Source organism: Mycobacterium noviomagense (genome assembly GCF_010731635.1).
GTDB classification, from domain to species: domain Bacteria; phylum Actinomycetota; class Actinomycetes; order Mycobacteriales; family Mycobacteriaceae; genus Mycobacterium; species Mycobacterium noviomagense.
This window is the reverse complement of record NZ_AP022583.1, coordinates 2171355-2198055: the sequence shown is the minus strand read 5'-3', so window position 1 is coordinate 2198055 and position 26701 is coordinate 2171355. Positions and strand designations below refer to the sequence as shown.

Genomic DNA, 26701 nt, shown 5'->3' with positions numbered 1-26701 from the left:
CTCATCGCTGCGCTCTGCATCGTCGCCGGCGCGCGTCATGCCGGCTCCAACAGGCCGAGGCCTTGCAGTAGCGGCTCCACCGAGTTGCGGACGTCTTCGGCGGTGATCGTCATCAGCTCCTCGTCGGTGAACTCGCCGGTTTCGGCGTGCTCGGAGTGGTCCAGCCGGAATTCGCGTTCCTCTTCGGATTTTTCGACGACGTTGCGCACGAACCGGCCGTTACCGGCGATGTCCAGCCCGCGACGTTCGACCCCGGATGCGTCGGGTTTGGCGATGTTAGCCAGATGCGCGAACAACGCTTCGAGGTCGTCGAGGGCGGCCTGCTCGAAAACGCTGTCGCGCTTGGCGGCCATAAACTTCGCGATCTCGATCAACTCGGCCGGCTTGTACGACGGGAAGTCGATGCTGCGGGTGAACCGCGACCGCAGGCCTTGGTTGGTGTCGAGGAACTTGTCCAGATCGGCGCGATACCCGGCGATGATGACCACCAATCGATCGCGGTCGTTTTCCATCCGGGCCAGCAACGTGTCGATGGCGACCAAGCCGAAGTCGTTCTTGGCGCCGGTGGCCACCAACGCGTAGGCCTCGTCGAGGAACAGCACCCCGTCCAATGCGCTGTCGATGATCGCGTTGGTCTTGGCCTCGGTCTCGCCGATGTGCTGGCCGATCAGGTCGGCGCGGTGGACCTCTCGGATGTTTTCCTTTTTCAACAAGCCCAAGCCGCAGTAGATCTTGGCGATCACGCGAGCGATCGTGGTCTTACCAGTACCGGGAGGCCCGGCGAACACCAGGTGATGGGTGCGCTGCGCCACTTCAAGGCCCCGTTGCTTGCGCACCACCTCCATGGCGACTGAGCTCTTCAACCGGGCCACCTGGTCTTTGACCTTGTCCAAGCCGATGAACTCGTCGAGCTCGCGTTCGGCCTCTGCCAGCAGCACCCGCTTGCGCTCCTTGGCCTCGGGGTCGACGAAATCGCCTGGGCTGGGCTCCGTTTCGGGATCCCATGGATCGGTGCGGGCCTCGATCCGCGCTGCGGTGGTGGTGACGATCCCGAAGCTGGGATCGGTCAGGGCGTGCTCGATCTCCTCGTTTTCGGGGTGGGCGGCATAGAGGTCCTGCAAGACCTCGTTGGCGCTGTCCTCGTCCACGTGCGCGCGCAGCACCAGAGCTTTGGCCAGTGCGCCGTCGACCGCCGCGACGGCGATGGGGCCGTCGGGTTCTTCCAAGTAGGACAACGCCGGGGCGAACATCCCCAGCCTGGCCAGCGCGATGCCCAGCGTGACCTTGGCTGCGTGGGCGAAGACCTCGTCAAGTTGAGAGTCGTTGACGATCGGCGTGAGCAGCTTAACGACATCCGACCACCGCTGCGCCCGGTGGTGGATGGCTGCCGAGACCCAGCGAGCCTCACGGCATTCCGGCCGGCGTTGCATGACGTCTGACGCCAGGCGATGCGCGTCGGCGAATCGCCCGTCGGCCGCCAGCGCCGCGGCATAGGCAAGGTGGAAATCGTCCGGCTCGCTGGCACGGAACCGCAAATACAACCCGGTGTCGTACTGGAAGCCCAGCGCGCCAGGCGCTAACTCGATCCGGCGTTGCAGTAGGCCGGCAGTAGCGGTGGTGCGTGATATCGATTCGAGCACTGGGGTGGACGCGTCGCCGGCAGCGGCCAGGCCGGTCCACGCGTCGCAGTGGTCGTGCGCGATCCGGGTCAGCGCGGAAAATCCGGAACGGGCCGCGGCGAGGTCGGCTGGGCGTCGGCGCTCGTAGACCGTCAGGCCGAGGGCCCGGCAACAGGTGGCAAACCGGCTGACGACGTCGTCGTCTACCCGAACAGCAGCGGGACGAGCCGTGAGCGTCCCCATGTCACCGCCGTCCACGGCCCATACCCTCCCAGGGTTTCTTAGTGCAACCTAACTTCGCTGAAGTTAGCATTGCATAAGCTAAGTGTCGAGATGCGGAGTTGGCTAATTCATGGCCTCTGCCATTGCTGGACGAGGCGCCCAACCACTGTCGATGAGGTAACACCCGCCTCCTTCCGCCTCCCGAGGGCCGGCCCGCCGTGATGAAAACAATTTTCAACTTGCCCTTTGGAACCATATCTAAGATCGGCCCTGCTAGTGAAAACGAATGTCGTTACTGGTTCGCTTTTCTGCTCTTGCTGGCGGACGGAAGTTCTGTTGGTGCCCGGGGGACCGGCTCGCGGTATCCGGATCGAACGCCGCTCAGGTAGTCGGTAATGCGGCCGCATCGGTTCCGAGACATGGCTCGTTGTCCTCGGGCTACCACCCGTCCACCCGAACGCCCTTCCCCTGGTTACAAGCCTGAGGTTGCTGCGGCGATAATAGCGCCATAAACCCGTAATTGACGGAGTTAATCGGCATATTTATCCGTGTATGCGGATGGCAGGCGCGTAATCATGTGCGACGGTCCTACCAGACAGCCGTCCGCGTTGATCACTGAAGCTGCGGCGCTGGTGGGTGGCCCCGAATCGAAGGGAGCCTGCAGTGACGTCGGGTGTTGATCGTCGAAGTGTGGTGGCGCCGGTGCGTTCGGTTGCGCGAGGTCGGCCATGGTGGCGCCGGTCTGGCTGGCGTTTCCGCCGGAGTTGCATTCTGCTCTGCTGTCCAGCGGCCCTGGCCCCGGCCCGTTACTTGCCGCGGCAGGGGCGTGGAACTCGCTGAGCGTCGAGTACGCCTCGGTGGCAGACGAACTCACCGCCCTGCTGGGCGCTGTACAGGCGGGTGCATGGGAGGGGTCGACGGCAGAGCAATACGTGGCCGCGCATGCGCCATATCTCGCGTGGCTGTTGCAAGCGAGCGCTGACAGCGCTGCCACAGCCACCGCACACGAGACTGCGGCGGCGGCTTATACCGCCGCACTGGCCGCGATGCCGACGTTGGCTGAGTTGGCCGCCAACCACGCCACCCAGGCGGTGTCGGTGGCGACGAACTTCTTTGGTATCAATACGGTTCCGATCGCACTGAACGAAGCCGCCTATGTGCGGATGTGGATTCAGGCCGCGACAACCATGAGCACGTATCAAGCGACGTCGACGGCCGCGCTCGCTTCGGCGCCACGGACCACACCGGCACCCCAGATCATGAAGTCGAACAATTCGAGCGGCATGGGGAACAACGGCTCGGGCATGGGGTCGGGTTCGGGCATGGGCAACTCGGGCGGCATGGGGTCCGGCTCTGGCATGGGCGGTGGCATGGGCAACATGCCCGGCATGGGCACCACCCTGCCCACCACGCCAGAGCAATGGCTCCAAGCCATATTTCCGCCGCAGTTCAACCCGTTCTCACCGAATTCGTTCCAGACGATGCAGCCGAGTCTGGCGACGTTCCTGCCCCGGGCTGAAGCCATGCTGGCCAACTACGCAAACAATCCGGTGCAATTCGCCGAAGCTGTCTTGCTTCTCGGCATCCAATTCGTCGTCCACCGGACCCTGGACTTGACCTGGATTCTTCTCAACAATCCCGCGCTGCTGCCCGCCTTTATTGCGGCCAATCCGATCTACTCGCTGGGCTTGGCGACGCCGATGGTTGCCGCGCCCGTTGCAGCCGCCGGGGCGGGAGTGGCAGGCAGTGCGGCAGGCCTGGCCAGCGCGGTCGCTGCGGTGCCGGCCGGTAGCCGCACCGATTCCGCTCGCGCCGGCACCGGTGCCCGCCACAGCGGTGCCCAGTGCGCCCGCAGCCGGGCCCGCTCCCGTCGTCAGCTCCGCGCCGGCGCCCGCCTCGGTTCCGGTGTCGGCTTCTGCTCCCGCCGCTCCACCCCCGCCGGGCGCCCGGCCGCCACCGCCGCTCGTGGGAACGGAGGGCACCGTCGGCGCGCAAAGCGCGGTGGGCGCACAAGTTCCGTCTACCCATACCTGGTGGGCGATCTCGGAGCAGGGTCGGGGACAAGTAACCGATGTTGCGGGCGCTTTACGAAGCCCTCGCAGCAGACATCGCTGCCTGGTGCGCTGCCCGAAACCTGGACGAGCCGAGCCGAGCCGAGCACGGTCCTCGTTGAGCAACAGATCGCCAGGCTATCTGCACGCCGGCTCGACACACCGAATCATTTGGGACGCCTGACCAAACCATGCGGAGATTCCCAGTTTTCGCCCAGCTTGCGTCACTGGCTCGGTGCAGTGGCGGGCCATGCCCGCGGCCCCGAAATGGACGGCGGTCCCGATGCCGGCCGGTACGTCATGCCACGATGGGGCATGGCCGACGCGGAGGGCGAGGTGTCCAGCGCAGGCAAAGTTACGCGGCCCACGCATGCTGACGTAGCGCGCCTGGCGGGCGTTTCGACCGCAACGGTCAGCTACGTCCTCAACGGGGCTGGCGGTCGACGCATCTCGGCACGCACTCGGGAAGCGGTGTATCGCGCCGCCGAACAGCTGGGCTATCGGCCCAATGCCGCAGCACGCAACCTCGCCAGCGGCAAGAGCGGTGTGGTGCTCTATGTGGTCCCACGGGTAGCCGTGGGTGACATGCCGATGCAGGCCGGCAGCCGGATGACCACCGCGCTGGCGCGCCGCGGCCTGGTACAAGTACAGATTTTCGAGACCGAGGATGACCAGCATGCGGTCGACGCGGTCGAGAATCTTGACCCGATTGCCGTCACCAGCCTCTTTCCACTGAGCAGTGGTGCGCTGAGCGCGGTGCGCGACGCCAACGTTCCCTACATCGAGATCGGGACGTTGCCCGCGCTGGGCGATCAGCATCTGTCCGTCGGCGCGCTGCGCGTCGACCACCTAGTAGCGCGAGGCCACCGACGAATTGCATTTGCCTACACTGCGATCGCCAAATGGCGTGCACTGGGCGACTTTTGGCTCGAGGGTGTTGCTCGCGCCGCCCGGGCCCACAGTCTGCCGCCCGTCAAGGTCGACGACGTCACGGTGGACAGCGCTGCCGACGTGGTCGCCCGCTGGGTGGCCGACGGCGTCACCGCGGTCTGCGCGCAAAGTGACGAGATCGCGCACCTAGTCCTCTACGGCATCCGCGAGGCAGGGCTGCGCTGCCCACGCGACCTCGCCGTCATCGGCGTCGACGCCACTCCGATGGGCGAGATCAGTTCGCCGCCTCTGACCACGGTGGAGTTCAATCCCACCGCCGTCGCCGACGCCGCGATCGCTGCCGTCCTCACCGAACTCGGATATCCCGCGCCGGCGCCCCCGCAGCCCACCGACATCGCCCGGCTGATCGTGCGCGCCTCGACGTAAACCGGGTGCCCTAGACATCCCGTGGTTAAGCGCATAACCTACGGCTTCGAGAACGTCCGCAAAGACGCGAGAAGGGGACATCAATGTCGGTGCAGGCTGTGCTGGACGAGGTTCGCAAACGACCAGGCACCGGTGACGAGATCCCGGTTTTCAATCCAGCCACTGAAGAGCAGATCACCGAGTTCAAAGACTGCGGCCCGGAAGCCGTCAACGAGGCGGTGGCCCGGGCGAAAGAAACCGCCGAGTCGGGCGTGTGGCGGGACATGGCACCCAGCGAGCGGGCCAAGATCCTGTGGCGGGTCGGCGAGCTGATCGACCAGAACGCCGAGATCCTGGCCGAGCTCGAATCGCTCAACGCCGGCATGACCCCACTGCAAGCCCAGGGAACGGTGACCGTCGGTTCGGAGTTCTTCCGCTACTACGCCGGCTGGTGCACCAAGATCGAGGGCATCGCCGCCGACGTGCACACCGGCGGTCTCACCGGCATCGACTCCCACCAGCACGCCTACACCCTCAAAGAGCCCTACGACGTGGTCGGGCTGATCTTTCCGTGGAATGGGCCGGTCTTCAATTTCTGCTGCAAGCTCGCGCCGGCGCTCGCGGCGGGCTGCAGCAGCGTCGTCAAACCCGCCGAGGAGACTCCGCTGTCGGCGTTGGTGTTGGACAACATCCTGCGCGAAGCCGGGGTGCCCGACGGTGTCGCGAATTTGCTGCTCGGCTACGGGCACACCGCCGGCGCGGCGATCACTGCGCACCCCGACGTCGACAAGGTTGCGTTCACCGGATCGACCGAAGTCGGCCGGGAAATCGTCCATGCGGCCGGCTCAAGCAACCTCAAGAAGGTGACGTTGGAGCTCGGCGGCAAGTCGCCGGTGCTGATCTTCGACGACGCCGACCTGAACGCGGCCATCCCGATGGCGGCCTTCGGCACGTTCATCCACTCCGGGCAGGCGTGTGTGTGCGGGTCACGGATCTTCGCCCAGCGCGGCGTGTACGAGAAGGTCGTGGAAGGCCTGGCGAATATCGCGAACACCCTTCAGCTGGGCGGCCCCAAGGACGAGGGCACCATGATCGGCCCGCTGATCAGCCAAAAGCAGCTGACCCGGGTGCTGGGCTACCTCGACCAGGGCAAGTCTGACGGCGTCGACATCGTCACCGGCGGGCACCGGCTCGACCGCAAGGGCTACTTCGTGCATCCCACCGTGCTCACCAACGTCGCCACCACGAGCAGGCTGTTTCAGGAGGAGATTTTCGGGCCGGTGGTCGCGGTGCTGCCGTTCGACGACGAGGACGAAGCGGTTGCGCTGGCCAACGACACCACCTACGGGCTGGCCGCCACCGCCTGGACGACGAACCTGGCCCGCGCACACCGAATTGCCAAGCGGCTCAAGGCCGGAACCGTGGGGCTGAACTGCCAGATGCAGTTCGACCACTCCATGCCGTTCGGCGGCTACAAGCAGTCGGGTTGGGGTCTTGAATCCGGCAAAGCGGGTCTGGAAACGTACCTGCAAACCAAGATCGTCTGGGCGCAGCTATAGGTCACGCAAGGTGCCGTATGTGAACAGGAGATGCACCAGCGACACCCTAAACACAGAGTGGCGACAGCTCAGTCCTTGACGGCGCTGACCAGAGTGTTGCGGGAGACCATCGGCCCGGCCGCGGTATTCTCCGGTCCCGGCACGGGCCGGCCGAGCTCGCGTAGGTAGTCGGCCAGCGGGGTCGCCTCCGGGATCCAGCCGTGCTCACTCAACCACCGGTCGGCCAGGGCGAAGTGCTCGTTGTAGATCAACTGGAAGAACAAGCGCTGCTCGCCTCGAGCCACGGCCTCGCGTTCCTCCTCAACCTTGGCGGCGTACTCCTGCGCCGGCAGCGGCGCCCCATCTTCGACGGCGATGTGGCTACCCGCTGCCGCCAACGCGTCGACGCCGCTGAACAGTTGCTGCTGCGCGGTGGCGGGCAAGTAGATCAGCAGACCCTCGACAATCCAGGCCGACGGCTTGGCGGGGTCAAATCCGCTGTCGCGCAGCGCTTGTGGCCAGTCTTCGCGCAGGTCGACGGCCACGTCGCGGCGCTCGGCCTTGGGCTTGGCGCCGTGCTCGGCGAGCACCTCGCGTTTGAACTCCAGCACCTGCGGTTGGTCCAACTCGAAGATCGTCGTCCCGTCGGGCCACGGCAACCGATAGGCCCGCGAGTCCAGCCCCGCGGCCAAGATGGCGATCTGCCGCACGCCGGCGTCTGCGGCGCGACCGAAGTACTCGTCGAAATACTTGGTGCGCGCGCCCTGGAAGTTCACAAAATGTTCGCCGAAGTCCGTTGTCTTCAGCGGGTGTTCGAACGCTTTGCCATCGAGGACGTCGGCCGCGGGACCGCCCACTGCGCGGCAGAACACCTCGGCGAATGGGTCGACGGACAACGGGTCATGCTTCTGGGCCTCCAATGCTCTTGCGGTGGCCACAAATAACGCGGTCGAACCGACGCTTGTCGTGATGTCCCAGGTGTCATTTTCGCTACGCACTCGACCGACCCTACGCCAAAGTGCTTAGTCTGGCTTCGCAGGCGACCTGGTCGGTATGACTCGGACGCTGTCACACCAGCGGGCGGCCCGTCCTGATCCGCCGGTCGAGATCCCACAGCAAAACGTTGAACGGGAACTGCCGCACGAATCGCGGCATGAGGTGGTTCACCGTGCGCAGCAACGCCATCAGCCGGTCGAAGCGTCGTTGCTTGGCGGCATCCCACGGAAACCGCATCTCGTCGCGGAACCGTTGCGGCAGAAAGCCCGTGGTGATCAGCAGCGCGATCCCGTCCAACCAGCGCTGCAGCGGGCCGGGCAGCCTCACGCCCGGCATCCGGCCGGCGGCAATCGGATACAGGTACTCGCGCACGGCGTCGTCGATGTGCACCTTGTCCAGCGACTCGTGCCAGTACTTGTCGAACGCGTGGCGATCCGGTGGCCACATCTCCGGCGGCACCTGCAGTGTGGTGCCCAACGCCATTCCCTCGCGATAGTGGCGTTCGGCCTCCTCGTCGTCCATCTCGCCGATAAAGATGCGGTGGATATCGACGGCGCCCTTGTACAGACACGCTCCCACCCACAGCTGCAGGTCGGGGTCGAACGCGTTGTACTGCACGGGGCTCTCGGGTGTGGAGTACACCTGGGCGTGCGCTCGGTTGACTGCTCGTCTGAACGCCAGCTTCTGAGCCTCGGTACCCGCGGTGGCCACCGCAAGATAGGTGAACGTGGTGCGTGCTCGCTTGATCGGGTGCAAGTCGACCCGGCCGCTTTCCACCCGGCTTTCCAGCACGCCGTAACCGACCCCGGGGCGCGCCAACTGCATGATCACGTTGGCGGGTCCCGCCAGCAGTGCTACACCCATCAAGCCGTCGTCGATACCGGCTCGTCGCGCCCTGCGACGCCGCGGCTTCCTGACTGGCGGGTCGGCGACCGGGCGCTCAACATGCTGGATGGGTCCGCTGATCGTCATAGCCGCACCTGCCCGCTAATTGTGAGAACGCTTGTTTCCTGATATTGCCGCGCGCCGAGCAGCAATGTCAAGATGGTGCCCATGGCCGCCAAATCCGGGTTAGCCGAAACCATGCGGCCCTATCGCGGCGTCGACGCCGCCGACCGGCTTGCCGAGCGCCGGCGCAGGCTGTTGTCCGCCGGCCTGGATCTGCTCGGGGCCGATGAGCCGACGGAGTTGACCGTTCGCGCGATCTGTCGTCGAGCAGGGCTGGCCGCCCGCTATTTCTACGAAAGCTTCGCCGACAAGGACGAGTTCGTCAGCGCGGTGTTCGATTGGGTGATCGCCGATCTGGCCGCCACCACCCAGGCGGCGGTCGCCGCCGTCTCACCCCGCGAACAAACCCGCGCGGGCATGGCCAACATCGTGCGCACTATTGCCGGCGACCCCCGTGTCGGGCGGCTGCTGTTCAGCGCGCAGTTGGCCAACGCCGTGCTGGTTCGCAAGCGGGCCGAATCCAGTGCCCTGTTCGCGATGCTGTCCGGCCAACACGTGGGAAGCACGTTGCGCATCCCGGAAAACGACCGCATCAAGGCTGCGGCGCATTTCGTCGTCGGCGGCGTCGGGCAAACCCTGAGCGCCTGGTTGGCCGGACAGGTACGCCTGAGCGCCGAGCAGCTTGTCGACCACCTGGCGTCGCTGCTCGACGAACTCGCCGATCCGAGCCTCTACCGCGACTAGACGCCGTTACCGCGCAGCAGGAACACGCCGGTCTGCTGCGGTCTTCGGGACGGCTTGCGTATCGCTCTCGCCGAATTCCTTTGTCCAACAAGCAAACTCGAGCGTGATCCCATCGGGGTCCTGGAAGTAGAACGAGCGGACGTAGACGCCGGGATGCAGGGTGCGCGAAACCTGCATTTCGCTTTCGTCGTGGTTCAGCACTGGGCCGACCCGCACACCTTTGTCCTTGAGCCGCTGGCGGTAGGCGTCGAACTTCTCGGCAGGAACGTGGAAAGCAAGATGGTTCATGGTGCTGACCGCGCTGGTGATATCGCCGATGCCCGGAATGGCCGCCGGCGAGGAGATACCGGGCACCGCATCAGGCGCATCGGCGAACCAGAAGAACGCCACACAGTCGCCGTTGCCGGCATCGAAGAAGAAATGCTGCCCCTGACCGTTCGGCAAATCAAGCGATTTGATCAACGGCATGCCGAGCACGTTGGTGTAAAAGTCCACAGTGCAGGCCATATCCGAACACACCAGAGCGACGTGGTTGATCCCGCTCAATTCGAATTCGGTGTTGGTGTTGTGCGGCTTGATCATCGCGGCCCCCGTGAACTCCGAGATGTATTCGGCGGTCTGGCCAAGACCGTGGACCCAAATTACCACCAGGTTCGCCACATTCTGCTCTCCCAGCCAGCCCAAGCCCGCGATAATCCGTCCAACGCCACGAGAGGAGGCGCGGGGGTGTCTACGGTGTCCGAGCAACGGACCAGCACGCCGAGTTCCGGACGTACCGCCGCCGGCGGACACGGAAAGCGATCGAGGCCGTCCGCGCGGTCATTCGAAGACACTGGCCACCGTTCTCCCTCGAGCCGTCGACCTGGGGGAGGTCCGCTGACATGACTCGTGCATCCGGGACGCCCGGCGTGATCCGCGAGTTCATCGGGCTGCCCTCGCCCACCGCCCGGCGCGCCGGCGCCGGCGGGCACCCCTGCCAGGGGCTGTATCACCGCGGCGTGGGCCGCAAACCGAAAGTGGCCATCATCGCCACCCACTACCAGATCGACTTCTCCGAGCATTACCTGGCCGACTACATGGCCACCCGCGGCACCGGATTCCTCGGCTGGAACACCCGCTTTCGCGGCTTCGAGAGCAGTTTCCTGCTCGACCATGCGCTGGTCGACATCGGTGTCGGTGTGCGCTGGCTGCGTGACGTTCAGGGCGTGGAAGCCGTTGTGTTGCTGGGTAATTCCGGTGGCGGATCCTTGATGGCCGCCTACCAGTCGCAGGCGGTGGAGCCGAACGTCACTCCGTTGCCCGGCATGCGGCCGGCGGCCGGGCTCACCGATTTGCTTCCCGCCGACGGCTATGTGGCCAGCGCCGCCCATCCCGGGCGCCCCGACGTGCTGACCGCATGGATGGACGCCGCCGTCGTCGACGAAAACGACCCGGTCGCCACCGATCCCGAACTGGACCTGTTCAACGAGCGCAACGGCCCGCCGTACTCGCCCGAGTTTCTCAGCCGCTACCGAGCAGCGCAGGTCGCTCGTAATCACGCCATTACCGATTGGGCGGAGAAGGAGTTGAAAAGGGTTCGAGCCGCTGGTTTTTCGGACCGGCCGTTCACAGTGATGCGGACGTGGGCCGATCCGCGCATGGTCGACCCCAGCATCGAGCCGACGAAGCGTCAGCCCAACATGTGTTATGCGGGCGCCCCAGCGAAGGCCAACCGCTCCGCACATGGGATCGCCGCGGCATGCACCCTGCGCAACTGGCTGGGCATGTGGAGCCTGCGGACTGCGCAGACCCGCGCCGAGCCGCATCTGGCCCGCGTCACCTGTCCGGCGCTGGTGGTCAACGCTGAGGCGGACACCGGCGTCTTTCCCTCGGATGCCCAACGCATTTACGACGCGTTGGGCACCGCCGACAAGGCTCAGGTCTCAATCGACACCGACCACTACTTCACCACCCCGGGGGCGCGCAGCGAGCAGGCCGATACCATCGCCAGGTGGATCGCCAAGCGGTGGCGCTGAGAGTTTTAGCGCACTTTGTCCCAGGCGGGAAGGTACTCGAATACATTGCGCACGAGGCGGATTGGCTTGACATCCGATGGTGCGCGGCGGATGACGACGCCGCTTTCTACCGCGAGCTGCTGGCTGCCAGCGATGTCGTCTCGCTGCACCTACCGTTGACGCCTGCCATTCACGGGCTGCTCGGCCGTGAGGCGCTGGCCCGGATGAAGCCGGGGGCGGTGTTGGTCAACACGGCGCGGGCCGATCGTCGACGAGGCTGCCCTGATCGAGGCGTTGCGCGAGCGCCGGCTGGGCGCTGCGGGGCTGGACGTGTTCGAAGTCGAGCCGGTGCAGCGGGACACCCCCTGCTGGGGTTGGACAACGTGGTGCTCACACCGCATGTCAGCTGGTACATGACCCCATGGTCCGGCTCCTCCTCAGGCCGCTCCACGGCCCGCATCGTCGCCGGACGGTCGACACCATGCACCGCTACCTCGTCGCGGCGGTCGCGAACTGCCGTCGGCTACGCGACGGGCAGGCGCTGGCCGATGTGGTCAACCAACCGACCGGTTATTAGATTGGGGACGTCACCGAGGGAAGGCGAACAATGCCGATCGCAATCACTCCTGAGCATCAAGACCTGTCCGACTCCGTGCGGTCACTGGTGGCGCGGATGGCGCCGTCGGAGGTGCTGCACGAAGCCTTAGAGAACCCGATCGAGAATCCCCCACCGTACTGGCGGGCCGCCGCGGAACAGGGGCTGCAAGGTGTGCACCTGGCTGAATCGGTCGGTGGGCAGGGTTTCGGCATCCTCGAATTGGCGATCGTGCTTGCGGAATTCGGCTCCGGCGCGGTGCCCGGGCCGTTCGTGCCGTCGGCGATCGCCAGTGCACTCATCTCGGCGCACGACCCGGAGGCCAAAGTGCTGGCCGCGTTGGCGTCCGGCGCCGCCATCGCCGCGTACGCATTGGGTTCGGGGCTCACCGCCACCCGGCACGCGCAGTCGGATACGGGGCTGGTGATCCGCGGCGAGGTGCGGGCGGTCCCAGCGGCGGCTCAGGCGTCAATCCTGGTGCTGCCGGTCGCCATCGAAAGCGGCGAGGAGTGGATCGTGCTGCGCGCCGATCAACTCGAGATCGAACCGGTCGCCAGCATCGACCCGCTGCGCCCGATCGCGCACGTGCGCGCCAACGCCGTCGAGGTCGACGACGACGCTGTGCTGAGCAACCTCAACACCACCACCGCCCACGCGCTGATGTCGACCCTGCTATCGGCGGAGGCCATCGGTGTGGCGCGGTGGGCCACCGACACCGCGGCGCAATACGCCAAGATCCGTGAACAGTTCGGCCGGCCGATCGGCCAGTTCCAGGCCGTCAAGCACAAGTGCGCCGAAATGATCGCGGACACCGAGCGGGCCACCGCTGCAGTGTGGGACGCCGCCCGCGCACTCGACGAAGCTCGTCAAAACGGTTGGCACGCCGCGGGTTCCGCGGTCGAGTTCGCCGCAGCGGTGGCTGCGACGCTGGCGCCGGCGGCCGCACAGCGCTGCGCCCAGGACTGCATCCAGGTGCACGGTGGCATCGGCTTCACCTGGGAGCACGACACGAACGTGTACTACCGCCGGGCGTTGATCCTGGCCGCATCCTTCGGACGCCGCACGGACTACCCGCAGCGCGTGGTCGACACTGCGACCAGCACCGGCATGCGCAAGCTCAACATCGACCTGGATCCCGAGACCGAAAAGCTGCGATCCGAGATCCGGGCCGAAGTCGCCGCGCTCAAGGCGATACCGCGCGAAGGACGCAACGTCGCCATCGCCGAGGGCGGCTGGGTACTGCCGTATCTGCCGAAACCATGGGGCCGGGCGGCCAGTCCGGTTGAGCAGATCATCATCGAGCAGGAGTTCAGCGCCGGACGGGTCAAGCGTCCGATAATCGGCATCGCGTCGTGGATCGTCCCGTCGATCGTGGCGTTCGGCACAGATGAGCAGAAGCAGCGGTTCCTGCCGCCGACGTTCCGCGGCGAAATCATGTGGTGCCAGCTGTTTTCCGAGCCGGGCGCCGGATCGGACCTGGCCGGGCTGACCACGAAAGCGACGAGAGCCGAGGGCGGTTGGCGCATCACCGGCCAGAAGATCTGGACCACAGCCGCGCAGTTCTCCGACTGGGGAGCGCTATTGGCCCGCACCGACCCCAGCGCACCCAAGCACAACGGCATCACATATTTCCTGTTGGACATGAAAAGCGAAGGCGTGCAGGTAAAGCCATTGCGCGAGCTGACCGGCGGCGAGATGTTTAACACCGTCTTCATCGACGACGTGTTCGTGCCCGACGACTGCGTGCTCGGCGAGGTGAACCGTGGCTGGGAGGTCAGCCGCAACACCCTGACCGCCGAGCGGGTGTCGATCGGCAGCAGCGAGGCACCGTTCCTGGCCAACCTCGAGGGCTTCGTCGACTTCATGCGCGACGGCCAGTTCGATCAGGTGGCCCAGAACCGCGCCGGACAGCTGATCGCCGAGGGCCACGCCGCCAAGGTGCTCAACATGCGTTCGACGCTGTTGACGCTGGCCGGCGGAGACGCCATGCCCTCAGCCGCGATCTCGAAGCTGCTGTCGATGCGCACAGCGCAGGGCTATGCCGAGTTCGCGGTGTCGACGTTCGGCACCGACGCCGCGATCGGTGACCCCGACGAACTGTCCGGCAAATGGGGCCAGTACCTGCTGGCCAGCCGGGCAACGACGATTTACGGCGGCACGTCGGAAGTGCAGCTCAACATCATCGCTGAGCGGCTGCTCGGCCTGCCCCGAGACCCGTAAGTTGCTCGCGCGAGATTGCAGCCATGGTCGTGATCCTGCGAAAACCACAACCCTGAGTGCAATCTGGATCGAGCGGAGGGCCGCGACGACCGATGATGTGCGTGAACAACTCGACGACGCAACCGGATTACGACCGCTGAGCCGCTTGTAGCCGCTACTCTTTGTCGGCTTTCGCGGACTTGTCGGCTTTCTGGTCTCCGGCCCCTTTCTTGCCTTGCTGATCGTTGTCGCCGTCCATCTCGCGCAGTTCGCGCTTGAGGATCTTGCCGGTCGGGTTGCGCGGCAGCTCGTCGAGGAAGACCACTTCTCGCGGAACCTTGTACTTGGCCAGCTGGTCACGCACGTGCTTTTTGATGGTGTCCTCGTCGAGGTCGGAGCCCTCCTTCTTGACCACGAAGGCCTTGAGGCGGTGACCCCACTCCTTGTCCTCGACGCCGATCGCGGTGGCCTCCGCCACGTCGGGAAGCCCGCTGATGCAGTCCTCGACTTCGGCCGGGAAGACGTTCTCGCCGCCGGAGACGATCATCTCGTCGTCGCGGCCGCTGATGAAGAGCAGGCCGTCCTCGTCGAAGTAGCCGACGTCGCCAGAGGACAACATGCCGTTGATGATCTGCTTGTTGCCGCCACCGGTGTAACCTTCGAACGGGAAGCTGCTGCCGACGAAGATCCGCCCGACCTCGCCCTGCGGTAGTTCCTTCCCGTTGTCGTCGAAGACCTTGACCTTCACACCCTTGACGACCGGTCCCGCCGTCGACGGGTTCTTCTGCAGATGCTTGGGCTCCGCGATGGTGGCGAACGCGATCTCCGTCGAGCCGTACATGTTGTAGAGGACGGGTCCGAACTCCTTGAGCGTCCGTTCGGCCACGTCGGCATTCAGCGCCGAACCGGACACGAAAATGATTCGCAGGCTTGACAGGTCAGGCTTTTTGTCCATCTTTTCCAGCGCGTCGAGCATGCGCGAGAGCATCACGGGGACGACGACGATCGCCGTCACCTTGTGCTTTTCCACGTCTTGTAACACCACGTCAGGCTTGAACTTGCGGTGCAGCACCAACGTCGATCCGAGAAACATTCCGATGGTGAAGTGCAGGAAGCCGAGGGCGTGGAAGATCGGCGCCGGCAGCGACGTCACCTCGCCGGCCTTGAACGGCACATGGGACAAGATGCCGCCGATCGGGCCCAGGCTCGGCGGGGTGCTCCGGTTGGCGCCCTTTGGGGTCCCGGTAGTTCCGCTGGTCAGGATGATGATCGACGAGTGCTTGCTGGCCTTGGGCGCTGGCTCCTTGCTGCTGTGGCCGATCAGGTCGGCCAGTGTCTCGTCGGTGCTGCCGGACTCCTTATCGGCGTCCGGGTTGGTGCCGAGTGCCCGCAGCTTGCCCAGCTCAGGCTTCGCCTGGCTGACATCCTTGGTGTACTCGTCGTCGTAGATGATCAGCTTCGCGTCTTCGCGCTCGGACACTTCCTTGATCTGCGGGCCCGAGAACGAGCTGTTGAGCAAAATGATGCGTGCCCCGACCCGCGCGCATCCGAAGCCCGCGATGGCAAACCAGCGACTGTTACGCGCCAGGATCGCGACACCGTCGCCGCCACGCACACCCTTGGCCAGCAGACCGTGGGCGACTGCGTTCGCGGCTTCATCGAGCTCTTTGTAGGTGATCGAGCCCTCGTCGTCGATGATCGCCGTCTTGTTGGGCGTGCGTCTGGCCTGGAAGGACGGCAGCATGCCGATCTCACCCCAGCGGCGGATGTCGGCGGCCATCGCCGCGTAGTTCAGCGGCGGCTCCAGCCGGAACGCGCCCGATTCAATGATTTTGCGGAGGTAGTGCAGTTCGGCCAAGCCCCGGTCGGCGTACTGCAGGGCTTTGGGCGCGGCGTTCCAGGGGAGCAGATCAGTGAGCTTCGGCATATCCCCACAATATGTGACCGGCGTCTCAGCGCGGCTGGGAAATTAGCATGATCGGCATGGTCGGTCCGCTGTCCCTTGAGGTGGACGGACGCTCGGTCGCCGTCACGCATCCGGACAAGGCGGTGTTTCCCGGCCAGGACGGTCGAGGCGGCCACACGAAGCTCGATCTGATCCGCTATTACCTGAGCGTGGCCGACGGCGCGCTGCGCGGCGTGGCCGGGCGTCCAATGATCCTGAAGCGGTTCATCAAGGGCATCGACCAAGAGGCGATCTTCCAAAAGCGGGCACCGGCGAAGCGGCCGGACTGGGTCGACGTCGCCCAACTTCGCTACGCAAGCGGCACCTCGGCCGAAGAGGCGGTCATCCGCGACCCCGCCGGGCTGGCGTGGGTGATCAACTTGGGCTGCATCGACCTCAACCCGCATCCGGTGCTCGCCGAGGACCTCGACCACCCCGACGAATTGCGCGTCGACCTCGACCCGATGCCCGGTGTGGAGTGGGCGCAAATCCTCGACGTCGCCTCAGTCGCCCGCGACGTGCTGCAGGACTACGGGTTGACGGCCTGGCCCAAGACGTCCGGATCACGGGGCTTCCACATCTACGCACGCATCGCGCCGCGATGGCCCTTTCGCCAAGTACGCCTGGCCGCCCAGGCGGTGGCCCGCGAAGTCGAGCGACGCGCACCCGATCTGGCCACCAGCCGCTGGTGGAAGGAAGAACGCCAGGGAGTCTTCGTCGACTTCAACCAGAACGCCAAAGATCGCACGGTGGCGTCGGCGTACTCGGTGCGAGCCACGCCTGACGCCCGGGTGTCCACGCCGCTGAGCTGGAACGAAGTGGCCGACTGCCGCCCTGAAGCGTTCACGATGACGACGGTGCCCGAAAGGTTCGCCGACATCGGCGACCCGTGGGAAGGCATGGACGACTCCGCCGGCGGACTCGAGTCATTGCTGGCTCTGGCCGACGAACAGGGACCGGCCGAGAAGCCGCCGAAGGGAGCGGGAAGAAGCCGTGTCGGCAGACGGGTTTCGTCGATGCCGCTCATCGAGATCGCCCGCACGAAAACCAAAGACGAGGCGATGGCCGCGCTGCAGACCTGGCGCGACCGCCACCCCGCCGCCGCCGAGCAGCTGCACCCGGCCGACGTGCTGGTCGACGGGATGCGCGGGCCCAGTTCGATCTGGTACCGGATTCGGATCAACCTGCAACACGTGCCACGCGATCAGCGCCCACCGCAAGAGGAATTGATCGCCGATTACAGCCCATGGCCGAGCCGCTAACCCTGGCACCGCCGAGTCTGCGGGAGAATCGCAGCATGCGGGCGACTGAGCAAGCGCTGGGTCTGCGGGAACGCAAGAAGATCAAAACCCGCCAGGCGATCAGGCGCGCGGCGTTCCGGCTGATCGAAGAGAACGGGTACGCCGCCACCACTGTCGAGCAGATTGCCGAGGCCGCCGAAGTCTCGCCGAGCACCTTCTTCCGCTACTTCCCGTCAAAGGAATCCGTGCTGCTCGCCGATGACTTGGACCCGCTGATCCTGGAAGCCTTCGCCCAGCAACCGCCCGACCACACGCCCATCCAGGCTTTCCGCGGCGCCTACCAGACCGTCATGGCCAACATGTCCGAAGAGCAGCGTGAATTCGAGGAAACCCGGCAGCAGCTGATCTTCTCGATACCCGAACTCAAGGCCGCCCTTTACGAGGAATACCAGCGCACCGTCACCGTGATCGCCGAGGCGGTAGCTCGCCGAACCGGGCGTAGCCCAAGCGATTTCGAAATCCGGGTGTTCGCCGGTGCTGCCACCGGCGCCATGATGGCGGCTTCGGACGGCGCCCCGGTCACCGCCGAGCTGGTCTACCGCACCATGGATTTCATCGACGCCGGCATGCCGCTGACGTGAGGTAAAGATGGCCAACCAACGGAGTCGACGCGAATTCCTATGCGGGGCAGGCGTGCTGGTGGTCGGCACAGTAGCGGCGTGCGCGTCGCATAAATCCGCACCTGGCGCGGGCAGTGCACGGTCGGTCACGATCAGACACATCTTCGGGGAAACCCGTATTCCCGCCCCGCCCAAACGGGTGGTTAGCGCCGGCTACACGGAGCAAGACGACCTCCTGGCGCTCGGCGTGGTGCCGATCGCGGTGACCAACTGGTTTGGCGATCAACCGTTCGCAGTGTGGCCGTGGGCCCAACCCAAGCTCGGCGGCGCCCAGCCGGTGGTGCTGAACCTGGACAACGGAATACAGGTCGACCAGATTGCGGGCCTGAAACCGGATCTGATCGTGGCCACCAACGCCGGCGTGGATGCCGACACTTACCAGAAGCTCTCGGCGATCGCGCCGACCATCCCGCAATCCGACGGCGACGCCTTCTTCGAGCCGTGGAAGGACCAGGCCGCCGCGATCGGCCAAGCCGTCTTCCAAGCCGACCAGATGAAGACGTTGGTCGACGGCGTCGACGCCAAGTTCCGCGCCGTCGCCAACCAGAACCCGCAATTCAAAGCCAAGAAGGTGCTGTTACTGCAGGGCAGCCTGTACCAGGACAACGTGGTGGCGACCCTGCCGGGCTGGCGAACCGAGTTTTTGACCCTGATGGGCTTGGTGGTCGCCGACAGCATTCAACCGTTCGCTGTCGACGGTCAGCGCGCCTTCGTTCCGCGCAACCAGATCAGGTCCGCGCTCGAGTCCGCCGATGTGCTGATCTGGACAACCGACAGCCCGGACGAGCAGCAGGCGTTGCTCGCCAACGCCGACGTGGCGGGGTTGCGGGCACACAGCATCTTCACCACCAAAGAGCAGGCCGGTGCACTCGCGTTCGCCTCGCCGCTGAGCTACCCACTGGTGGCCGACCAACTGCCGCCGCTGATCGCCAAAATCGTCGCCGCCTAGGCCTTTCCGGACGGCACACCGGGCGGTGTATGAGTGTTCACTAAGGCACCTCTGGCAGTGCTCGAAAATTTCTCGTCGCCCACCCAAGCCGGGGTTACCGTCGAGTAATGAGCGTGGCAACAGACCCGATCGTCGCCGACAGCGTTCACGACTACGGCGACCAAGCGCTGCTATTGCAGTTCGACAGCAGCGCCGACGTCCTGGCGGCTACGGTCGCGGTGCGCGACGCGGCGCTGCCCGGCGTGATCGACATCGTCCCGGCCGCGCGCACCGTGCTGGTCAAGCTCGACGGCAACCGCTACCAGGGAGTCACCCGGCACCGGCTGCGCAAGCTGGAGATCAACCCGGATGCCGTCCAGACCGCTCCGCCGGACGGTCGTGTCGACGTGGTGATCGACGTCGTCTACGACGGCGTGGATCTCACCGAGGTCGCCGACCTCACCGGGCTCACCACCGCCCAGGTCATCAACGCGCACACCACAACACCGTGGCGGGTCGGTTTCGCCGGCTTCACCCCGGGCTTCGCCTACCTGGTCGGCGGCGATCCGCGGCTGGCGGTACCGCGGCGCTCCGAACCGCGGACATCGGTACCCGCCGGCTCGGTCGGCTTGGCCGGCGAGTTCAGCGGGATCTACCCCCGCCGATCGCCGGGCGGATGGCAACTGATCGGGCACACCGATGCGGTGCTGTGGGACATCGACCGCCCCAACCCGGCGCTGTTGACACCGGGCATGTGGGTCCAGTTTCGAGCCGCATAGGAGAGACATGGTGGCAACCCTGGAAATCTTGCGCACCGGGCCGCTGGCGCTCGTTCAGGACCTGGGGCGGGTCGGTCTGGCCCACCTCGGTGTCACCCGCTCGGGGGCCGCTGACCGTCGCTCGCACACCCTGGCCAACAGGCTGGTGGCAAATCCGGGCGACCGCGCCACCATCGAGGTGACATTCGGCGGTTTCGCTGCCCGAATCCGCGGCGGCAGCGTCGACGTCGCGGTAACCGGAGCCGACACCAACCCGTCCGTCAATGGAATCGCCTTCGGTACCAACAGCATTCAGCATGTGTGTGACGGTGACGTCATTTCGATGGACGCCCCGCTTGTAGGACTGCGCAGCTATCTAGCGGTGCGCGGGGGATTTGATGTAACGCCCGTGCTCGGGTCGCGCAGCTACGACGTGATGTCGGGCATCGGGCCGTTGCCGTTGCAAGCAGGAGACGTGCTGCCGGTCGGCGAGCACACCGACGCCTACCCCGAACTCGAGCAGGCCCCGGTGGCGGGCATCGAAGAGCACCTGGTGGAACTGCTCGTGGTACCGGGACCCCGCGACGACTGGCTGGTCGACCCCGACGCCCTGGTGCACACGATTTGGATGGCCACCGACCGCAGCGACCGGGTGGGGATGCGGTTGGAAGGACGCCCACTGCGGTATCGCTGGCCGGATTGTCAATTGCTCAGCGAAGGTGTCACTCGCGGCGCAATTCAGGTGCCGCCCAACGGTTTACCGGTCATTCTCGGCCCGGATCATCCGGTGACCGGCGGCTACCCGGTGGCCGGCGTGGTCGCCGAGGACGATCTCGACAAGGTTGCCCAGATCCGGCCCGGCCAGTATGTCCGGCTGCATTGGTCGCGGCCCCGGTCGCCGCGGCGTTCCGAATTGACCTCGGCTGCGGCGGGGGCGTCAAACTGGTAAACCGGGGAGTGTGCGCACCCAGGTCCACACGGCACGCCTAGTTCACACTGCCGACCTGGACATCGAGACCTACCACAGCGCCCGCCAAATGGTCAGCGCGGCGTTCGGCGATGAATTCAGCGACACCGACTGGGAGCACGCCCTCGGCGGGATGCATGCCCTGATCTGGCATCGCGGCGCGATCATCGCGCACGCTGCCGTCGTGCAACGTCGGCTGCTCTACCGCGGCGCCGCGCTGCGCTGCGGGTACGTCGAAGGGGTGGCGGTCCGCGAAGATTGGCGCGGTCAGGGGCTGGCGATCGCGCTGCTAGACGCCGCCGAGCAGGTGATGCGCGGCGCTTATCAAATCGGTGCCATCAAGGCCTCGTCGGACCGGGGCCAGCAGATGTTCACGTTGCGCGGCTGGTTGCACTGGCGGGGGCCCACCTCGGTACTGGCTCCGACCGGACCGACCCGCACCCCCGAGGCCGACGGAGCGGTGTTCGTGTTGCCGATCGGCATCAACATGGACACCTCGGCCGGGCTGACGTGCGATTGGCGGGACGGGAAAGTCTGGTAGCGACTTGGTGCGGACTTCGCCACATTGCACGCGTGAATCGACGCGGGACCGTACGCGTCGCATGTGCACAGCTGCACGGTCTCACATGTGAGACCCCCGATTGTGAAGTGAAATTCACGCCTGGGTGACGCCAGGGAGATTGTCGGCAACACAACATTTTTAGCGTGGCCCCATGCCACGTTCACATCTGATAACCGACTGGGATCCCGAGGACACAGTGGCTTGGGAGGCCGGCAACAAGAAGATCGCTCGCCGCAACCTGATTTGGTCGGTGGTCGCCGAGCATCTCGGCTTCTCGATCTGGTCGATCTGGTCGGTGATGGTGTTGTTCATGCCACAGGCGGTCTACGGGTTCACCGCCGCCGACAAGTTTCTGTTGGGCGCCACCGCCACCCTGGTAGGTGCGTGCCTGCGCATTCCCTACACCTTGGCCACCGCGACGTTCGGCGGCCGCAACTGGACGACGTTTTCGGCCTTCGCACTGCTGATCCCGACACTCGGCACGCTGTGGCTGCTGGCCCACCCGGGCCTGCCGCTATGGGTGTATCTGGTGTGCGCGGCGCTTGCCGGGTTCGGCGGCGGCAATTTCGCGTCGTCGATGACCAACATCAACGCCTTCTACCCGCAGCGGCTCAAAGGCTGGGCACTGGGTATCAACGCCGGCGGCGGCAACATCGGCGTGCCGATGATCCAGCTGGTCGGCCTGCTAGTGATCGCCGTCGCCGGCAACCGCTCGCCCTACTGGGTATGTGCGGTTTACCTGGTGTTGCTGGCCATCGCCGGTATCGGCGCGGCCCTGTTCATGGACAACCTCGCGCAGCACAAGATTGACGTGACGGCCATGCGTGACATCCTGTCCGAGCGCGACACCTGGGTCGTCGCGATGCTCTACATCGGCACTTTCGGGTCTTTCATCGGCTTTTCGTTCGCGTTCGGCCAGATCCTGCAGATCAACTTCACCGCCGGCGGCCAAACCGCTGCCCAGGCCGCACTGCACTCTGCGCAGATCGCGTTCATCGGCCCACTGCTGGGATCCATTGCACGGGTGTACGGCGGCCGGCTCGCCGACCGAATTGGCGGCGGCCGTATCACGCTAGTCACCTTCGGCGGGATGATCTTGGCGGCCAGCCTTCTCATCGCCGTCAGCACCGTCGATGATCATCGAGCCGGCCCGGCGACGGCCACCACGATGGTCGGCTATGTCGTCGGCTTCGTCGCGCTATTCGTGTTGTCGGGCATCGGAAACGGCTCGGTATACAAGATGATTCCGTCGATTTTCGAGGCGCGCAGCCGCTCGCTGGCCCTCAGCGAGGCGGAACGCCGGCAGTGGTCGCGAGCGATGTCAGGGGCGCTAATCGGATTCGCCGGCGCCATCGGCGCACTCGGCGGTGTCGGCATCAATCTGGCGCTGCGACAGTCGTATTTGACCAGCGGCTCGGCTACAGCAGCCTTCTGGGTGTTTGTCCTCTGCTACGTCGGGGCCGCAACGCTGACATGGTTGCGGTACGTCCGCCGCCCGGTGCTGACGGGCCTGCCACACCTCGTGCGAGACGAGTTGGCTCCGGCATCCACATAGCGCTGCGTCGCTGAAACACGGTGTGCGCCAGGCGCGGATCTACGTCCGATGTGGTGTGCGCCACTGGGAGTCGGCAGGATCACTGCCGACTCCCAGCTTTCACACTGTCACTTTCCAGCCACCGGCCGTAGATTCGCGTCTCGGTCAGTGCCGGCAGTTGAGGAGGAGAATTGATGGGCCGTTCGCATCGCATTTCGGATTGGAATCCGGACGACACGGCGGCCTGGCAAGCGGGTAACAACACGATCGCCCGTCGCAACTTGATCTGCACGGTGATCGCCGACCACGTCGCCTTCTCGGTCTGGTCGTTGTGGTCGGTCATGGTGCTGTTCATGCCGCAGCACGTTTACGGATTCTCCGCGGCCGACAAATTTCTCTTGGGCGCCGTCGCCACGTTCGTCGGCGGCTGCGTACGCATCCCGTACACATTGGGCATCGCGAAGTTCGGTGGCCGTAACTGGACGATGTTTTCGGCGCTGGTGCTGCTCATCCCGACCGTCGGCACCATCGCGCTGTTGGCCAACCCGGGGCTGCCGCTGTGGCCGTACGTGGCATGTGCGGCGCTGACCGGTTTGGGTGGCGGCAACTATTCGGCGTCCCTGGCCAACGTCAATGCGTTCTACCCGCAACGGCTCAAGGGCCGGGCACTGGCCGTCAACGCCGGCGGCGGCAACCTCGGCGTGGCGGTAATCCAGGTGGTCGGCCTGCTGGTGCTGGCGGTCGCCGGCAACCGCCAGCCGTACTGGGTGTGCGCAATCTATTTGGTGCTGTTGGCCGTTGCCGCTCTCGCGGCGGCGCTGTTCATGGACAACCTGGACCACGCCATCGAAGTGGGCAACTTGAAGGCGATCTTGTTTGTGCGCCACACCTGGGTGATTTCGCTGCTCTACATCGGCACCTTCGGGTCGTTCATCGGCTTCTCCTTCGCGTTCGGCCGGGTGCTCTACATCGATTTCATGGACAGCGGGCAGACGGCCTCCCAGGCGTCGCTACACGTCGCCCAGATCGCTTTTCTCGGCCCGCTGTTGGGATCGTTGTCACGGATCTACGGCGGCCGGCTCGCCGACCGCATCGGCGGCAGCCGCGTCACGTTGGCGGTGTTCGTCGGCATGATCCTCGCGGCAGGGCTTTTGGTCGCAGTCAGTACGTACGACGGCACCAGACGCCCCGCGGCGAGCGGGATCGTGATGGTCGGCTACGTTGTCGGCTTTGTCGCCCTCTTCGTACTGTCCGGGGTCGGCAATGGCTCAGTGTTCAAGATGATTCCGTCGATCTTCGAGGCACGCAGCCGCGACTTGGACGTCAGCGAATCAGAACGCCGCCACTGGTCGCGGGCGATGTCCGGAGCGCTGATCGGGTTCGCCGGCGCGGTCGGCGCTCTCGGCGGCGTCGCGATCAACCTGACACTGCGTCAGTCCTACGTGAGCACCGGCGAGGAAACCTCGGCCTTCTGGTTGTTCTTGGCGTTCTATGTTCTAGCGTCGTTGCTGACCTGGCTGATGTATGTGCGTCGGCCGGCCTCGGCTCCGCGCAGGGCGGGTGCACAGCCGGAGTTGACGCCGGCACAGCTGTGACTGAGGCCGCAGACCGGGCAACGCTTCGGCAATTGCCTGGTAACGCAGCCGAAATCTATGGGGAATACACACTTCATATGGGTCAGCCAGCCGCGGCGCCGCTCACCGGCTACCGGGTCGCGGTGACGTCAGCGCGCCGCGCGGAGGAACTGTGCGCGTTACTGACCCGCCAGGGCGCCACGGTCTGCAGCGCCGCCGCGATCACCATGGTGCCTCTGCCTGAAGACGACGAATTGCACTGCCACACCAAGGCTTTGATCGCGAAACCACCGCATATCCTCATCGCGACGACTGGAATCGGGTTCCGCGGCTGGATCTCCGCCGCCGACGGATGGGGTTTGGCCAACCAGCTGATCGAGGCGTTGTCCACCGCGAAGATCGTGGCCCGCGGGCCGAAGGCGACCGGTGCGCTGCGCGCCGCCGGCTTGCGCGAGGCATGGTCGCCAGAATCCGAATCGTCCCGCGAGGTGCTACGTTATCTGCTCGAACACGGCGTCGCGGGCATGTGCATCGCGCTTCAGCTGCACGGCGCCACCGATGATTGGGACCCATTCCCGGAATTCGCCGACGAATTGCGCCGCGCCGGTGCCGAAGTCGTGCCAGTCCGGGTGTACCGATGGCGACCCGCGCCCCGAGGTGGCGAGTTCGACCAGCTTGTCATGCAGATCGCCCAACGGCAGGTCGACGCGGTCAGCTTTACCTCGGCACCGGCGGCCGCAGCGACGCTGATGCGGGCCGACGAATTAGGGCTTCACGACCAGTTATTGGAAGCGCTGCGCACCGATGTACGGGCGATGTGCGTGGGCCCGGTTACCGCACAGCCCTTGGCGCGATTAGGCATTCCGACATCTTCACCTGAGCGGATGCGGCTGGGTGCGCTGGCCCGCCATATCGCAGATGAGCTGCCGTTGCTGCGTTCCCGCACCGTGCGCGCCGCCGGCCATGTGATCGAGATCCGTGGTACCTGCGTGGTGGTCGACGGTGTGGTCAGGTCGCTGTCGCGGGCCGGAATGGCGATACTGCGGGTGCTCGCGCAACGCCCGGGTGCCGTCGTTTCCCGCGACGACCTGCTGCGCGCTCTGCCGGGCAACGGCAGCGACACCCACGCGGTCGATACCGCGGTGCTTCGCCTGCGAGGTGCCTTGGGAGACAAGGGCATTGTCGTGACGGTGGTCAAGCGCGGCTATCGATTGGCGATCGACGAACAGACTGGGGTGGCATGACGCTCCTGCTCGTCGCGCACGGCACGCGCCGGCCGAGCGGCGTTGCCATGATCGGCGACATCGCCGACCATGTCAGCCGGTTGCTGGACCGCAGGGTGCACGCTGCGTTCGTCGACGTGCTGGGGCCCACGCCCACTGAGGTGCTCTCCAGCATGGCGCCGGTCGACGAGCCGGTGATCGTGGTGCCAGCCTTCCTGTCCCGCGGGTACCACGTCCGCATCGATCTGCCCGCCCATGTGGCGGCCAGCGGGCATCCGCACGTCGTCGTCGCCCCGACCCTGGGGCCAAGCCCACATATCGTGCGGCTACTCGGCGAGCAGCTGCTGAAAGCTGGCTGGCATCAGGGTGATTCGGTAATCCTGGCCGCGGCAGGCACATCGGACGCAACGGCCCGCAGCGATCTGCACACCACCGCGACACTGCTCTCGGCGCTGACGGGGTCGCGGGTGGAGTTGGCGATTGCGGCCATCGGTGCTCCCAGCGTGGCCGATGCGGTGGCCAAGGCACGGCGCCGGTCGTCGCGCCCGGTCGTGGTGGGCTCGTATCTGCTGGCGGACGGACTGTTTGCGCAGCAGCTGCGAAACTGCGGCGCCGACATCGTTACCGATCCGCTGGGTAACCACCCGCGGCTGGTACGGCTGATTGCCAGCCGGTTCCAGCGGGCCCGCATGCCGCTGCCGGCGTGACGCCCTATTGCCCGATCTCCACCATTCCGTTGACCAGCCGGGTGCGATACACCGGCACCGCCACTGACGGATCGTCGAAGCAGCGGCCGTCGTCGAGCGCGAATGCCTGCTTGCCGATGGGCGATTGGACCATGGGCCGTCCGGCGCGGTCCCCGACGAGGCCACGCGACATCACCGCGGCGCCGGTGAACGGGTCGATGTTGCCGATCGCGTGCAAGGAGCCGTCGTCAAGCCGGAACAGCGCCGCCTGCGAGCCGTCGGCGAGCAGCACGCCGACACCCCGGTTGGGAACCAGATAGTCGTAAGAGCAAGCCGCCGTCCAAGTTTCGACGTAGACGGACAGCAATTCGGTGGTGTCGTCAAGCAGCGTCATGGCATCT

21 protein-coding genes and 1 pseudogene are annotated in these 26701 nt (G+C 65.7%); 16 read left to right on the top strand and 6 right to left on the bottom strand.

From position 1 onward, the window contains the following. Positions 1-35 precede the first annotated feature (35 nt). Complete coding sequence (gene eccA / locus G6N15_RS10085; RefSeq protein WP_083089521.1) at positions 36-1877, bottom strand: type VII secretion AAA-ATPase EccA; 1842 nt, start codon at positions 1875-1877, stop codon at positions 36-38. A gap of 692 nt (positions 1878-2569) precedes the next feature. On the opposite strand from eccA, the gene G6N15_RS23930 reads away from it, so the two are divergent. Further along, entirely contained in the window at positions 2570-5209 is a 2640-nt protein-coding gene (locus tag G6N15_RS23930; protein WP_456299208.1) for a PPE domain-containing protein, read from the top strand. 83 nt (positions 5210-5292) lie between these two features. Next, positions 5293-6747 carry an aldehyde dehydrogenase family protein gene (locus G6N15_RS10070; RefSeq protein ID WP_083088805.1) on the top strand — a complete coding sequence of 485 codons (1455 nt, stop codon included), beginning with the start codon at positions 5293-5295 and terminating at the stop codon, positions 6745-6747. A gap of 68 nt (positions 6748-6815) precedes the next feature. Here G6N15_RS10070 and G6N15_RS10065 read toward each other — a convergent pair whose 3' ends face one another. Further along, complete coding sequence (locus G6N15_RS10065) at positions 6816-7724, bottom strand: class I SAM-dependent methyltransferase (protein WP_083088804.1); 909 nt, start codon at positions 7722-7724, stop codon at positions 6816-6818. 70 nt (positions 7725-7794) lie between these two features. Further along, a complete protein-coding gene (locus tag G6N15_RS10060; RefSeq protein WP_083088803.1) occupies positions 7795-8694 on the bottom strand; it encodes an oxygenase MpaB family protein in 900 nt (299 codons plus the stop codon). A gap of 111 nt (positions 8695-8805) precedes the next feature. On the opposite strand from G6N15_RS10060, the gene G6N15_RS10055 reads away from it, so the two are divergent. Beyond that, positions 8806-9414: a TetR/AcrR family transcriptional regulator gene (locus tag G6N15_RS10055; protein ID WP_372506524.1), complete on the top strand. Its 609-nt coding sequence runs from the start codon at positions 8806-8808 to the stop codon at positions 9412-9414. Positions 9415-9420: 6 nt separating this feature from the next. Here G6N15_RS10055 and G6N15_RS10050 read toward each other — a convergent pair whose 3' ends face one another. After that, positions 9421-9996 (bottom strand): VOC family protein, encoded by a 576-nt coding sequence (locus G6N15_RS10050; RefSeq protein ID WP_083088810.1) that lies wholly within the window; start codon positions 9994-9996, stop codon positions 9421-9423. Between the two features lie 299 nt (positions 9997-10295). Between G6N15_RS10050 and G6N15_RS10045 the strand changes: the two genes are divergently transcribed. From G6N15_RS10045 to G6N15_RS10035, 3 genes and pseudogenes are all read left to right on the top strand, one after another. Then, positions 10296-11429, top strand: coding sequence for an alpha/beta fold hydrolase domain-containing protein (locus G6N15_RS10045; RefSeq protein WP_083088801.1), 1134 nt, complete (start codon positions 10296-10298; stop codon positions 11427-11429). A 113-nt stretch (positions 11430-11542) separates the two neighbouring features. Next, positions 11543-11985: pseudogene (locus G6N15_RS10040) on the top strand (2-hydroxyacid dehydrogenase); the annotation flags it as partial. 30 nt (positions 11986-12015) lie between these two features. Beyond that, positions 12016-14223 (top strand): acyl-CoA dehydrogenase, encoded by a 2208-nt coding sequence (locus tag G6N15_RS10035; RefSeq protein WP_083088800.1) that lies wholly within the window; start codon positions 12016-12018, stop codon positions 14221-14223. Between the two features lie 154 nt (positions 14224-14377). On the opposite strand, the gene fadD2 is transcribed toward G6N15_RS10035, so the two are convergent. Beyond that, positions 14378-16129, bottom strand: coding sequence for a long-chain-fatty-acid--CoA ligase FadD2 (fadD2, locus tag G6N15_RS10030; protein ID WP_083088799.1), 1752 nt, complete (start codon positions 16127-16129; stop codon positions 14378-14380). Between the two features lie 47 nt (positions 16130-16176). On the opposite strand from fadD2, the gene G6N15_RS10025 reads away from it, so the two are divergent. The 10 genes from G6N15_RS10025 to G6N15_RS09980 all read left to right on the top strand — a co-directional run bounded on the left by G6N15_RS10025 (position 16177) and on the right by G6N15_RS09980 (position 26321). Next, the gene (locus G6N15_RS10025; protein WP_083088798.1) at positions 16177-17409 is read left to right on the top strand and encodes a DNA polymerase domain-containing protein; all 1233 of its coding nucleotides are present in this window, start codon (positions 16177-16179) and stop codon (positions 17407-17409) included. A gap of 35 nt (positions 17410-17444) precedes the next feature. Beyond that, positions 17445-18029 (top strand): acyl-CoA-like ligand-binding transcription factor, encoded by a 585-nt coding sequence (locus G6N15_RS10020; protein WP_083088809.1) that lies wholly within the window; start codon positions 17445-17447, stop codon positions 18027-18029. Positions 18030-18036: 7 nt separating this feature from the next. Then, positions 18037-19017, top strand: coding sequence for an ABC transporter substrate-binding protein (locus G6N15_RS10015; RefSeq protein ID WP_083088797.1), 981 nt, complete (start codon positions 18037-18039; stop codon positions 19015-19017). A 107-nt stretch (positions 19018-19124) separates the two neighbouring features. Further along, on the top strand, positions 19125-19775 hold the full coding sequence (locus G6N15_RS10010; protein ID WP_083088796.1) for a 5-oxoprolinase subunit B family protein: 651 nt from the start codon (positions 19125-19127) through the stop codon (positions 19773-19775). Between the two features lie 10 nt (positions 19776-19785). Further along, positions 19786-20703, top strand: coding sequence for a 5-oxoprolinase/urea amidolyase family protein (locus G6N15_RS10005; protein WP_139797917.1), 918 nt, complete (start codon positions 19786-19788; stop codon positions 20701-20703). A 10-nt stretch (positions 20704-20713) separates the two neighbouring features. Continuing rightward, on the top strand, positions 20714-21262 hold the full coding sequence (locus G6N15_RS10000) for a GNAT family N-acetyltransferase (RefSeq protein ID WP_083088794.1): 549 nt from the start codon (positions 20714-20716) through the stop codon (positions 21260-21262). Positions 21263-21434: 172 nt separating this feature from the next. Beyond that, positions 21435-22838 (top strand): nitrate/nitrite transporter, encoded by a 1404-nt coding sequence (locus G6N15_RS09995; RefSeq protein ID WP_083088793.1) that lies wholly within the window; start codon positions 21435-21437, stop codon positions 22836-22838. Positions 22839-23011: 173 nt separating this feature from the next. Then, on the top strand, positions 23012-24412 hold the full coding sequence (locus tag G6N15_RS09990) for a nitrate/nitrite transporter (RefSeq protein ID WP_083088792.1): 1401 nt from the start codon (positions 23012-23014) through the stop codon (positions 24410-24412). A 77-nt stretch (positions 24413-24489) separates the two neighbouring features. After that, positions 24490-25635, top strand: coding sequence for a uroporphyrinogen-III synthase (locus G6N15_RS09985; RefSeq protein ID WP_083088791.1), 1146 nt, complete (start codon positions 24490-24492; stop codon positions 25633-25635). After that, the gene (locus G6N15_RS09980; RefSeq protein WP_083088790.1) at positions 25632-26321 is read left to right on the top strand and encodes a sirohydrochlorin chelatase; all 690 of its coding nucleotides are present in this window, start codon (positions 25632-25634) and stop codon (positions 26319-26321) included. The genes G6N15_RS09985 and G6N15_RS09980 overlap by 4 nt, the downstream gene beginning before the upstream one ends. A gap of 4 nt (positions 26322-26325) precedes the next feature. On the opposite strand, the gene nirD is transcribed toward G6N15_RS09980, so the two are convergent. After that, complete coding sequence (nirD, locus tag G6N15_RS09975) at positions 26326-26694, bottom strand: nitrite reductase small subunit NirD (protein ID WP_083088789.1); 369 nt, start codon at positions 26692-26694, stop codon at positions 26326-26328. Positions 26695-26701: the final 7 nt, after the last annotated feature.